Raw genomic sequence first — 11,879 nt, forward strand, 5'->3', positions numbered from 1 at the left:
CGAGGTCGGTTGCGATGCCGCGTCGTAGCCCAGCGTGGCACGACGTCGGCCGTTGTTAGTTCGGCGCTATGCCGGGAATACCACACCCAATACACGTTCGCCGCGGGCGCCAGTGACTGCTGGGTCGTTACCCGGTTTTCCATCGAGGCACTGTTTAGCCAACCAAGCAAAGGCGGTGGCTTCCATAAAGTCAGGATCAACCCCTAGTTTGCTGGTCGGTGACACAGATAGGCCACCAAGAAGATCCTGTATGCGCGCCATTAAAAAGTCATTGTGTCTGCCCCCTCCGAAGGTAAATACAGACTGACTACCACTTTGCCGTAATGCAGTACTTGCGGTAACAGCGGTTAACTCAAGTAGTGTGCGCTGCACGTCTTCGGGTGCTGGACTGTCCGTTAAAAGGGCGCTCAGCCACGCCAAATTAAAGTGGTCTTGTCCCGTGCTCTTGGGCGCAGCTCTGTGAAAATAAGGGTCCGCGAGCATAGCCTTAAGCAGCTTTTCATCGAGGGAGCCCGCTCTCGCCCAGGCACCACTGCGGTCGAAGTCGAGCCCCTTATGCCGACGGATCCACGCATCCATTAACGTGTTGCCAGGGCCGGTATCAAAACCTGACGCCTCCCCCTGCTTTATGCAGCTAATGTTGGCAATGCCACCAATATTGAGAAAGGCCGCAGACTCCTTCGGCGCAACCAGTGTCTTGTGAAAGGCGGGAATTAGAGGCGCGGCTTGACCACCCGCAGCGATGTCGCGTCGCCTAAAGTCCCCCACCACCGTGATCCCAGTAAGCTCGGCTAAACGGTGGTTGTCTCCGATCTGGAGGGTAAATGCGGGGTTGTCATCGGGACGATGAAGCAGCGTTTGACCATGATTGCCGATAGCGGCAATGTCGGTCCGCGCAACGGAGGTCTTGGCGATCAAGGAATCGACCGAAGCGGCGTAATGTTGCGCAAGCTCAGCGTCGAGCCTGCAGACGTCATAGATGTCTCGGGAGGCGCCACTTTGCAGCGCAAAAATAGGGGCTTTTAGCCCCTCAGGCATCGCTTTGCTGTGACTTGCGATGGTCTCAATGGCGCCATCGCCCTTAAATCGCGTCATTACGGCGTCGATCGCGTCTGCACTGGTACCCGACATAAGGCCGATAAAAATATCGGCCCCCCTCACTCGGCGCCTACTTCTGACGCGGTGATCTTTAAGGCAGCGAGTTGTCGTACCGGTTTCTGTATGGCTTTTTGGAATGAAGCAAGCTCGCTTTCGGGGAGCGATCGCGCCTTCGGTAATATCTTGTGGACAGTACGCGGGTTGCGGTGCACGCCGTTGACCAAAAACTCGTAGTGTAAATGCGGCCCAGTTGCGGCACCGGTAGAGCCCACCGTCCCGATCACCTGACCTTGTTTTACTCGACTGCCTTTAGCGACTCGTTTCTTGTTCAAATGTAAGTAGTGTGTTTTGAAGGCCTCGCCGTGTTGAATGAAAATATAATTTCCATTGGCCCTACTGTATCCCGCTTCGATTACCCGCCCGTCTCCCGCGGCATAGACTGGCGTACCTCTCGGAGCCGCGTAGTCTGTGCCTCGATGTGGACGCTTGGTTTTGTAGATAGGGTGCAAACGGTTTGGATTAAAGCTCGAACTGACACGGGTAAAGTCCAGCGGTGCCTTGAGAAAGGCTTTCCGCATACTCACGCCCTCCGGGTCGTAGTAACCCACATCGCCATCGCTGTCGATAAAACGAAAGGCCTCGACGAGTCGTCCGTTGTTATTGAAGGAGGCTGCGAGAATATTGCCGTCTGAATACTTCTCATCGTCTAAGAAGTTTTCCTCAAACAAAATAATAATTTCATCGCCTCTGCGAGGATCGAGCGCAAAATCGATAACGCCCCCCAAAATAGCGGCAAGTTCCATAATAACGCCATCAGACAGACCCGCGCGTGCCCCGGCGAGAAACAACGAGCTTGAAATGGTTAAGGCGACGGATCGTTCGCGTGTTTCGGTTTCTCGGGTAATGACTTCAGAGGAAAATTGCCCGTCTGCGCGTTTGTAAACGGTCTGTTTTAGGGGGGATTCAATGTGTCGTACAGCCAGTAATTGCTCGGCGTCATCCGATGCAAAGCCAATAAGCTGGCCAGGAAAAATTTCTCTTAACGCCTTGCCGTCTTTGCTGGTCGTGACATCAAAGACATCGCGATCTGAAAACCCAGCTCGGTTAAATAGTAGGCTGAGGTTGTCGCCATTTCTAACCGTTACGTCGACCCACTCTAGTGGCGCCTCTCGCGGTACCAGTATCTGTCCCTCGCTTACTGCATCCCAAGCCACTTGGGTTGTTGCCAAAACAAGCGGGTCAGCTTTAGGGCTTTTCACTACGTTATCTTCGGTGGTATCACCCCCTAGGAAAAGCTGTGCTACGAACATCAAGACGAGTAAACTTACGCCACCCCAGAGGACGTTGCCCCTGTTAGCTGTCACGATTTGACCTGTTTGAAGGCGAGTGGCGCCTCTGGGCTTGCTATGCAACGCGTTGTTCCTTGTCCTACTGAAGGCAATTCGTTGAGCCGTATCATAACCGACAATGGCTACGTTCAGCATCACTGTTGCGTGCAAGTAGGGTGAGTGTTTTACGCATGCTGAGGTTGATGGCACGATGTCAGGTCGCAGTGCCAAATTTTGAAAAAAACGTTTAACGAAAGGTAATCTAATGGGGCTTTTTGAGGATCTGAAAGCACGAGGCTTGGTTTTTCAGACCACCAGTGACGAGCATTTTGAGGCATGGCTTAGTGAGCGGCCCCGCACACTGTATTGTGGGTTCGATCCAACGGCCGACAGTTTGCACATCGGCTCGTTAGTTCCGCTTTTGACCCTACGTCGTTTTCAGCTGGCGGGCCACACACCGATTGCTCTGGTCGGTGGCGCAACCGGACTGATTGGTGACCCCAGTTTTAAGGCTCAGGAACGTGCCCTAAATACCCCCGATATTGTTGCCGGATGGGTAGAACGACTCCGGACTCAGATGTCGCAGTTTTTAAGTTTTGATGGCGACGCCGCTGCGGTCATGGCAAATAATCTCGATTGGACAGCTGAGATCGATGTTCTGACGTTTTTGAGGGATGTGGGTAAACACTTCTCTGTTAACAGCATGATTTCCAAGGAGTCAGTAAAGCAGCGGATCGAGCGCGAGGGCTCGGGCATTAGTTTTACCGAATTCACTTATATGATCCTACAGTCGTTTGATTTCGCAGAATTGAACAAGCGGTTCGGTTGCGAGTTGCAGATAGGCGGCTCAGACCAGTGGGGAAATATCACAGGTGGTATCGATCTCACTCGTCGCATGAACAGCGCGTCGGTCCAAGGTCTCACTATGCCATTGGTTACGAAGGCGGATGGGACAAAGTTTGGTAAAACGGAATCGGGCACCATTTGGTTGGATGCAAGTAAGACCTCGCCTTACGCTTTTTACCAATTCTGGTTGGGCACCGCTGACGCCGACGTGTACAAATTCCTTAAGTACTTCACGTTCTTATCGGTCGATGACATTGACGCGATTGAACGCGAGGACGCCGCACGGGAAGGTCGACCCGAAGCGCAGCGCGTTTTGGCCAAAGAGGTCACGGTCCTGGTTCATGGCGAGGCTGGTTTAGAAGCCGCTGAGCGCATTACTCAAGCCATGTTTAGTGGCGATGCCACAGCCTTGTCTGAGTCCGATTTGGCTCAGTTAAGTCTCGATGGACTGCCCAGCAGTGAGATTAGTCGAGATGCCCTCCCTGAGACACTTACCCAACTTTTGACTGATGCAGGCATGGCGAACTCCGGGAAGCAGGTTAAAGATGCCTTAGGACGCGCCGCGGTGTCGATTAATGGCCGCGCTATCTCGTCCGAGGACAACGGTAATCCCGGAGCGTGCTTTGGTGCCGATGCCGCCTTGCACGGGCATTACTTCATTACCCGTCTCGGCAAAAAGAAGGTCCATCTGTTTATTGCCAAATAGCCACACCATGAGGCTGAGGACTGCTTATGACACCGGCTATTTTTGGTCTTGAAGGTTTAGCTGTCACGGCCTCTGAGCGCGCCTTTTTTAAAGACGCGGCGCCTGTGGGCTATATTCTCTTCGGTCGTAATGTTGCAGATCGAGAACAGCTACGCCGACTCACTGATGACCTTAGGAGCATTTCGGGGCGTTCAGCACTGCCTATTTTGATCGATCAGGAGGGCGGGCGCGTGGCGAGGATGCAGCCCCCTCAGTGGTTGAGCTATCCACCGGCGGCGGTTTTTGAAGCACTATTTTCGCGTGATCCCGTGGCTGGCGCACAGGCATGTCGTTGTAACTTTGAGGCGCTGGCGCTCGACCTTGCTGAGGTGGGGATCACCGCGACCTGCGCACCTGTTTTAGATGTCCCTGTTGATGGTGCGCATAGCGTCATTGGTGATCGAGCCTTCTCGCGCAGTCCGCATCGTGTCTCTCTATTGGGGAGAGCCTGCCTCGAGGGTCTTTTGGACGGTGGCATAGGACCTGTGATCAAGCATATTCCCGGCCATGGGCGGGCAGCGGCTGACTCGCACCTTGAGTTGCCTCGCGTCGCGGCTACGCGAAGCGAACTTGAGAATGATTTGACGCCCTTTAGGGCACTCGCCGATGCATCAATGGCCATGACCGCGCACGTGATCTACGAGGCTTGGGATAGCGAGCGATGCGCCACACTGTCCTCTAGCGTTATCAATGAGATTATTCGTAACCAAATCGGGTTCGACGGGTTACTCATGAGTGATGACCTCGATATGAAGGCGCTCTCCGGAGAGATTGGCAGCTTGGCCCTTGAAGCGCAGCAGGCGGGTTGCGATGTCGTTCTAAATTGCTGGGCAAAAATGGCCGACATGGTCGATATTGCTGGAAAAATGGCGGCGCCAGGACCAAAAACCATCGCGCGGATCGAGCGCGCTGAGAGAGGTCTAATGGCCGCGGCCTCCTGTGTTGCAATAAAAGACCGTCAGCGGGCATTACTTGCGCAGCGCGACGCACTGTTGGCGACCTAAACCTAAACCTAAACCTAAACCTAAACCTAAACCTAAACCTCGACCGATAGCGGATGACTTGCCGCCTCCCCTCAGGTGGATCGCCCAGCGCAATCGTCTAGACTTGTCAGTGCAAGGCCTTGCGGTTTTTGATGGAGGCGATACGCTTCAGATCGCGCTTAAGAGCACCTGTTGCTTTGAGGGGTGAAGCGCATCGGTCCCAAGCCTTCAGTGGGTTATAGCGCGTCAGTCGCAAGCGCGCCTTTAAAGACAGTGACGGGCAAAAAAAGAGTGCCGGTCAGAAAAGAGCGCCGGTCGCAAGAGAGTAGAACGATGAGACATTCCTCAAGTACTAATTCCCAATGGCTTAAAGTGCGCGGCCTCGGTGCCGGCATTTTGTTCTTGATGATCTCTGGCTGTCAGTTGCTCGAGGAAGTCGGTGGCTCGCAGAGCGCTACGCGCCCAGAGCCCAAAGCGGCGCCCGAAAGAACAAAAATGTGTGAAGATCCAAGACCGAAAATTTGCACAATGCGTTACGAGCCTGTTTGTGCCGTCATGGCATCAGGCCTCATTACCACGTACCCTTCAGCTTGCAACGCGTGTGCTGACATTGCTGTCAGTGGTTGGCGAGCGGAACCTTGTGAGGAATAAGCATGTCTCTGACTAATCGAATTTTGCTGGCTATGGTGCTGGGTATCAGTCTCGGCTCTATCCTCGAGATACTCTTGGGCAACTTAGACACTGAGACTCAGCTCTATGGCTTCGTGTATAACGGCCTCGTTATGGGTGTCTTCGATGTCCTCGGTCGTATTTTCATCGCTTCCCTGAAGTTGCTCGTCGTGCCCTTGGTCTTGGTGTCGCTTATTTGCGGAATGGCGGCACTCGGTGCGAGTAGCCGTATGGGACCGATCGCAGGAAAGACCTTGGGGCTTTACCTCATCACGACCTGTATCGCGGTAACACTTGGCTTAGCTGTTGCAATCATTGTGGGGCCGGGCAATGGCGTTAACGCCATTGCGAGTGTGGATTTTGTGCCGAAAGAGGCGCCGCCGATCAAGGAAACGCTGATCAATATATTTCCTACGAACCCCGTCGCTGCAATGGCCGAGGGCAACATGCTGCAGGTCATCGTATTTGCACTGCTCGTCGGTTTCGCGATGACGCGCGCAGGCGAGGCAGGTGAGCGCCTAATCGCCTGGTTCCAAGACTTAGAAGTGGTTGTCATGAAAATGGTCGGGGTGCTTATTGAGCTCGCACCCTACGGTGTCTTCGCATTATTGACTAAGTTATTCGCCACCATGGGGTTTGAGACGATTTTCGATCTAGCAAAGTATTTTTTCACTCTGCTAGCGGTCCTGCTTTTCCACGGACTGGTCATTTACGGTTTGGTGTTGCGGACACTCACGCCACTCTCGCCTGCGGTGCTGCGTGCAAAGATGCGCCGCGTCTGGGCTTTTGCTTTTTCGACCTCTTCGTCTGGGGCAACGCTACCCATAACGCTCCGCACTGTTGAGAAACGATTAGGCGTTAACAAGAGTGTTGCAGGGTTTGCGGTACCACTGGGTGCCACCATTAATATGGACGGTACGGCCATTATGCAGGGGGTTGCCACGGTCTTTATTGCGCAGGTTTACGGTATCGACCTCAGTAGCAGTCAGCTTCTGATGGTCGTTCTAACAGCAACCCTTGCCTCTATTGGGACTGCTGCGGTACCGAGCGCGGGTTTGATTATGCTCTCGCTTGTGCTGACGCAGGCGGGCCTTCCGGTAGAGGGTGTTGCCCTGATTCTCGGTGTCGATCGTCTGCTCGATATGGTTCGGACAGCGGTTAACGTGACGGGCGATGCAACCGTTTCCACCGTTGTTGCCTACCATGAGGGGCAGTTGGATGAGGTCGTGTATAACGATCCCAACGCGGATCTTGAGTTAGACAGTGAGGAAAGCACAGAGGCTGTGGTATGAGTCTGTCGGTAACGATCGTCCCGGTCACCCCCTATCAGCAGAACTGCTCTATCGTTAAGTGTAATGCGACAGGTAAGGCGGCTGTTGTTGATCCTGGCGGTGATATTGATCGGATAAAAGCCGCCATCGAAAAGATGGGCGCAACCGTTGAGAAGATCCTTCTTACTCATGGCCATATGGACCACTGCGCGGCAGCCGACGTCCTTCGGCAGGAGTGGGAGGTCCCCATTGAGGGTCCCGAGGAGGGCGACAGGTTTTGGATTGATAACCTGCCTAAGTGGTGTGAGATGTCCGGTTTCCCATCCGCCGAGGCTTTTGAGCCAGACCGCTGGTTGGTTGATGGGGATACCGTTTCCGTGGGCAACTTAGAGCTTGCTGTGATTCATTGCCCAGGGCACACCCCGGGGCATGTTGTATTTTACGATCGCCATCAAAACGTCGCCTGGGTGGGCGATGTGATCTTTGCTGGGTCGATTGGCCGCACAGACTTTCCCAAGGGGAATCACGACGAGTTGATTCACTCGATTCGTGAGAAGCTTTTCCCCCTCGGCGATAACGTCCAGTTTGTTCCCGGGCATGGACCGGACTCAACCTTTGGCCGCGAGCGGGCAACGAATCCCTTCGTTGCCGATATGCAGTTTGGTTAGCCTGATTTAAGCTGCCACAAACCCTTTCCACGACGCCATATAGTCGATGAACTTGGGGCCTAGGCCCTGGTCGGCTAGATGTTGGCGACTTACCGGTAGCTCCAGCATGGCAAAGTCAGGATTTGCCATGGCCTGCGCTGGGAAGTCCGCGTGAACCACGGCTCCACGTCCGATCAAAACAAAGTCGAGGCCGCTATCTATTGCTCGTTGGCAGTCACCAGCAGAGTACAACTTACCCGCCGCACCCAGTGCGACACCTTTTCGAGGCAGATCAGTAAAGACCTTAAGCAGTGACTCGCCCGCAAACGCCTCATCGTGTGCCGGCTTAAATACATCCCAGAGCGACATATCGAGGTAGTCGATGCGATCGTCGGTGAGTAATTGACCGGCTAAATCTCGTATTTCTTCCGTGCGTTGTCCAAAGCGCTCGGGCGATAGGCGGACCCCTAAGCTAAAGGATCGCCCACAAGAGGCGTTGATTCCCTCGATAATGTCGAACAACACCTTCGCGCGCTTTACGGGACTACCACCATAGGCGTCGTCTCTACGATTAATCTCGGGACTCAAAAATTGAGCGATGAGATAGCCGTGAGCGCCGTGCAATTGCACACCGTCAAAACCGGCCTTGTGACACCGAACGGCCGACGCGATGCAGTCCTCGACAAACCCCTCGACCTCCTCAATTGTCATCGCTTTCGAGTTGGTGGACTCATCATCCGAGGGGCACATAGGGGTGTCATCGCAATAGTCTCCCATCGCACGCATCCCGCCGTGATGCAGTTGCACTACAGCATGGCTACCTTGGGCTTTGATGCCGCTGGCCATGCGCTTTAGGCCCTCAAGGTGCAGGTCATCGTGTGCGCCCAGCTGACCAGGGAAGCCAACCCCCCGATGTTGTACCGATGTAGCGCAGGTCATCGTGAGTCCAAATCCCCCCTCTGCGCGTCGCGTCAACCAGTGATACTCATCGTCACTCATGACACCGTCTCTACCGCTCTGCAGATTGGTAAGCGCGGCCAACATGAAACGATTTTTAATGGTTGAGCCGTTGTTAAAGTGTAGGGGGTTCCCTAGGGATGTCATATTGCTACCTCGTTAGTTTCGGTGGGCTTCACCGGCAAATACAGTGCCGACAACGTCGATGTGGCGTAACGTATCAAGCGGTGCGGTCATTGGGTCGTCAGCGAGTATCGTAAAGTCAGCGGCTTTACCGGCCCTTATCGATCCAATTTCATCTTCTAGGCCAAGAATCCAAGCCGCGTCGATAGTAATCGCTTTTAATGCACCCTCGCGACTCATGACTTCAGCCTGACCTGTTTTATCGCCTGAGATATTTTCCCGTGCTACCGCGGTCCACATAAGTGTCAACGGAGAAAGCGGCGCCATTGGGCTATCTGAGTGCAATCCAACCGGTACATTTTTCTGCTCCAGTGAGCCCAAACGCACCATTTGAGGCCCTCTATCGGGTCCGAGCCAATCGCCGCTATACATTTCAGACAAGATGAAGTGGTAATAGGGGTTCGCCGAGACGGCGGCCCCGAGCACGGCCAACTTTCGGTTCTGATCCTCGGTGCTATAGGCAAAATGCTCAAGGGTCATACGGTGGTCAGCCCGAGGGCTTTCGCGTAACAAGTATTCCAATAGATCGATAAATCTTGCCGTAGCCGCATCTCCGTTACTGTGCGCATGAATTTGGAATCCTGCGTCCCAAAAAGTTCTGGCGAAGGATTTGAGCGTCGGGACGTCCACCATCCAAACACCCATATGGCCGTCTAGGTAACCCGGCGCACCCATCTGAGACAGCCCTGAAAAGATAGCGCCATCGATCATGAGCTTGAAGTGATTACCCACTGACACATGCTCATCGTTCATCGCTTGCCACTCACGGACTTCAGTTAAGGCTTGCTCTGGAGTTTTCTGGCGCGTGAGGAAGTCGGTGATGATGGGGGTAAGTAAAATGCGCACACCCACCGGGTCATTGGCCACAGCGGCTTTTACCGCCTGAATTTCAGCAACAGGGTTTCCGAAAATGCCTGTCCCCATATCGGCGGCGGTTGTTACGCCTGACTCGTGCATCATTGAGAGAAAGTTCTGCATGCCTTTCATATAGCGAGCGGGCTCAAATAGAAAGCCCATGCGAGGAAAAACAGCCCTCAGGCCCAGCTCATAAAAGTGACCTCGCTCCCAGTCAGCGCCCTCGTGAATCGCGTCCGCGTCCTCCTTTGTGACGCCAATTGCATTCCACGCCGCGTCATTACCAATCAGTTCATGAAATGAGCGGTGCCAAATCATCACCGGTACATCGCCAAACCAGTCGTTAAGGTCTTCACGCCATACCTCCCCATGCCAGAGCGGGTGGTAGCCAAACACAACAAACGGAATCGTCGGGTCAGCATGGCCAGCTACAAGTTTGGTCAGTGATCGCTTGTAAGCCTCGGGTGTGGTGGCTCCGGGAAAGTCGCCTGTTGGCAGATACCAATCATCCGGTGCGAGAAACGGGAACTGAGTCAGTACAGCAGGAAGGGTTGGATGAACATGGGGGTCTATCAGTCCCGGTGTCATAACGAAGGATTCGAACTGCCGGTCGATTCGAGCACTGCGATCGCGAATGAGTGGGGCTAAGCTTTCAAGGTCTCCCACCGCCAGCACCTTGCCATTTTCTACTGCAACCGCCGTGGCGAGGGGCAGCGCGGGCTCCATGGTCCGAATGAGTTTGGCGGTGTAGACCACTGTTTCTGCCGCACAAACGGGCGCCGCAACCAGGAAAATGATGGTTTGAATTATTGTTCTTAGCATCATGCATCTACCCTCCACGTGCCTTTCCCATCATGTCACGAACAGGGCAAAAAAGTGGAGGGGTTAGCGCAGAACTTTTATCCAGTCACCGGTACGTGGCTCACCACCTGGGTAGTAACCATTGATAAGGCGGAGCTGGTTTTCTGCATCGGGGATACGGATGCCGGTACTTAACGAGGCGAACGTCGCACCGCGAGGCACCTGCACATAGGTTAATGTGAGACTCTCACCCCGTTTTTTCTCCTTGGGAAACAAGGGGCGAAACGAGGTGATTATTTTCTTAAAGGCGTCATCGGACCCTGCAAAGTCTGATGACTCACCCTCAAAGAGGTAGCGAAAACGGTAATCAACAATGCCGAGTCGCTTTTGAACACCGCCGGCACTTGCCAGCCCCGTCGCTCCTTTGAGGCCTTGGTTCTCAATTTCTTCTTGTTGACTCACTTCGCCGGTTGCGAGGGTTGGTAGCGCGGCTGTTGGGTCTGTCTCGGGATCAATCTTTGCAATTTTTATTGTCAAAGCAGCATCGGAGTCAGGCGCCCGCGCCACGATCTCGCGTGTATTTGCGGTGACGTTCCAGCCCTCCGGGTGCTCGAACGTGAAGTCGAGTTTATTGTGGTAGTAGCGCAGTGGGTCGCTCTGTGCCTCAGCGCTAGCACCGACCACCATGCCCTGGGTTTCCCGTCTGAATCGACCCGGTAGCTCAGGATCATCCGCCATGGTGTCAAAATCGAGTGTGTTGGCTGTTTTGATAACGGTTTGCAGGCGAAGGTCATTACGTGGATGACTGGCGTAGAGACCGTGATAGGTGCCGGAGGGTTTACCTGCGGCTTTGGCGGCGGCCTTTCGATAGCGTTCTTGATCTTTGAGAACGCCAATTACCGATAACAGTGCATCGGCGTCATAGCCGCTTTTATGCATAATCTCGGCGCCTTCAGCGTCCGCTTCTAGCTCCATTTCCCGACCGAAGCCTGAGACCAATTCCGCACCGTACATGTTCGTCGCATCGTAAAGATCCCCGGATCGGGTAAGGATCAGAGCGGAAACTGCGACGGCCTGCGTCGTGAGCTGCTGGGTACGTCTTCTAGCGTGATGCCGCTCGGTGATGTGGGCAATCTCGTGCGCAATAACGCCTGCAAGTTCTGCTTCAGTATTGAGGTAAGCCAATAGCCCACGGTTGATGTAAATCATCCCGCCCGGCAGAGCAAAGGCATTGATATCCGGCGAATCGAGCAGGGTGAAGGTGAATTCTTCGTCGGCTAAGCTCGAGTTGGCGACGAGTCTCTGGGCTATTTCGTTAACGTAGGTGTTGAGTTTTGGATCGTCATAAATACCAACATTCTCAATCAGTTTCTCATGTTCATCTGCGGCCTTTTTGGGGATGCTGACCGGCCTACCGCCGACCGTAACCGTAGATGATCCCGCACAGCTCACAAGGAAAATCGCGGTCAGCAATACGGTGAGTAATCGGGTCATGA

The 11,879-nt window shown here is 54.0% G+C and carries 10 protein-coding genes; 5 read left to right on the forward strand and 5 right to left on the reverse strand.

Annotated elements, in window-relative coordinates; genetic code table 11:
* Positions 1 to 66: 66 nt before the first annotated feature.
* Both E0F26_RS04170 and E0F26_RS04175 read right to left on the reverse strand, forming a co-directional pair.
* A complete protein-coding gene (locus E0F26_RS04170) occupies positions 67 to 1,161 on the reverse strand; it encodes an anhydro-N-acetylmuramic acid kinase (RefSeq protein WP_279242792.1) in 1,095 nt (364 codons plus the stop codon).
* Positions 1,158 to 2,462: a peptidoglycan DD-metalloendopeptidase family protein gene (locus E0F26_RS04175; protein WP_279242793.1), complete on the reverse strand. Its 1,305-nt coding sequence runs from the start codon at positions 2,460 to 2,462 to the stop codon at positions 1,158 to 1,160. The genes E0F26_RS04170 and E0F26_RS04175 overlap by 4 nt, the downstream gene beginning before the upstream one ends.
* 229 nt (positions 2,463 to 2,691) lie before the next feature.
* On the opposite strand from E0F26_RS04175, the gene tyrS reads away from it, so the two are divergent.
* From tyrS to E0F26_RS04200, 5 genes are all read left to right on the forward strand, one after another.
* Entirely contained in the window at positions 2,692 to 3,978 is a 1,287-nt protein-coding gene (gene tyrS, locus E0F26_RS04180; RefSeq protein WP_279242794.1) for a tyrosine--tRNA ligase, read from the forward strand.
* 26 nt (positions 3,979 to 4,004) lie between these two features.
* Positions 4,005 to 5,021 carry a beta-N-acetylhexosaminidase gene (nagZ, locus tag E0F26_RS04185; RefSeq protein WP_279242795.1) on the forward strand — a complete coding sequence of 339 codons (1,017 nt, stop codon included), beginning with the start codon at positions 4,005 to 4,007 and terminating at the stop codon, positions 5,019 to 5,021.
* 312 nt (positions 5,022 to 5,333) lie between these two features.
* Positions 5,334 to 5,651 (forward strand): hypothetical protein, encoded by a 318-nt coding sequence (locus E0F26_RS04190; RefSeq protein ID WP_279242796.1) that lies wholly within the window; start codon positions 5,334 to 5,336, stop codon positions 5,649 to 5,651.
* Between the two features lie 2 nt (positions 5,652 to 5,653).
* Positions 5,654 to 6,961 (forward strand): dicarboxylate/amino acid:cation symporter, encoded by a 1,308-nt coding sequence (locus E0F26_RS04195; RefSeq protein ID WP_279242797.1) that lies wholly within the window; start codon positions 5,654 to 5,656, stop codon positions 6,959 to 6,961.
* Entirely contained in the window at positions 6,958 to 7,608 is a 651-nt protein-coding gene (locus E0F26_RS04200; protein WP_279242798.1) for an MBL fold metallo-hydrolase, read from the forward strand. The genes E0F26_RS04195 and E0F26_RS04200 overlap by 4 nt, the downstream gene beginning before the upstream one ends.
* Positions 7,609 to 7,614: 6 nt before the next feature.
* Here E0F26_RS04200 and E0F26_RS04205 read toward each other — a convergent pair whose 3' ends face one another.
* From E0F26_RS04205 to E0F26_RS04215, 3 genes are read right to left on the reverse strand one after another with little or no spacing between them, the layout of a single operon-like run.
* The gene (locus tag E0F26_RS04205) at positions 7,615 to 8,691 is read right to left on the reverse strand and encodes an NADH:flavin oxidoreductase (protein ID WP_279242799.1); all 1,077 of its coding nucleotides are present in this window, start codon (positions 8,689 to 8,691) and stop codon (positions 7,615 to 7,617) included.
* A gap of 12 nt (positions 8,692 to 8,703) precedes the next feature.
* Complete coding sequence (locus E0F26_RS04210) at positions 8,704 to 10,407, reverse strand: amidohydrolase (RefSeq protein WP_279242800.1); 1,704 nt, start codon at positions 10,405 to 10,407, stop codon at positions 8,704 to 8,706.
* A gap of 60 nt (positions 10,408 to 10,467) precedes the next feature.
* Complete coding sequence (locus tag E0F26_RS04215; protein ID WP_279242801.1) at positions 10,468 to 11,877, reverse strand: M48 family metalloprotease; 1,410 nt, start codon at positions 11,875 to 11,877, stop codon at positions 10,468 to 10,470.
* Positions 11,878 to 11,879: the final 2 nt, after the last annotated feature.

The sequence above is a fragment of the Candidatus Paraluminiphilus aquimaris genome, assembly GCF_026230195.1.
In the GTDB taxonomy this organism is placed as follows: domain Bacteria; phylum Pseudomonadota; class Gammaproteobacteria; order Pseudomonadales; family Halieaceae; genus Luminiphilus; species Luminiphilus aquimaris.

Excerpts from the sequence above, each read along its gene's own strand:
- E0F26_RS04195 (WP_279242797.1), top strand. The coding sequence starts at position 5,654 with ATGTCTCTGACTAATCGAATTTTGCTGGCTATGGTGCTGGGTATCAGT.
- E0F26_RS04190 (WP_279242796.1), top strand. The coding sequence starts at position 5,334 with ATGAGACATTCCTCAAGTACTAATTCCCAATGGCTTAAAGTGCGCGGC.
- E0F26_RS04200 (WP_279242798.1), top strand. The coding sequence starts at position 6,958 with ATGAGTCTGTCGGTAACGATCGTCCCGGTCACCCCCTATCAGCAGAAC.
- tyrS (WP_279242794.1), top strand. The coding sequence starts at position 2,692 with ATGGGGCTTTTTGAGGATCTGAAAGCACGAGGCTTGGTTTTTCAGACC.
- E0F26_RS04215 (WP_279242801.1), bottom strand. The coding sequence starts at position 11,877 with ATGACCCGATTACTCACCGTATTGCTGACCGCGATTTTCCTTGTGAGC.
- E0F26_RS04210 (WP_279242800.1), bottom strand. The coding sequence starts at position 10,407 with ATGATGCTAAGAACAATAATTCAAACCATCATTTTCCTGGTTGCGGCG.
- nagZ (WP_279242795.1), top strand. The coding sequence starts at position 4,005 with ATGACACCGGCTATTTTTGGTCTTGAAGGTTTAGCTGTCACGGCCTCT.
- E0F26_RS04205 (WP_279242799.1), bottom strand. The coding sequence starts at position 8,691 with ATGACATCCCTAGGGAACCCCCTACACTTTAACAACGGCTCAACCATT.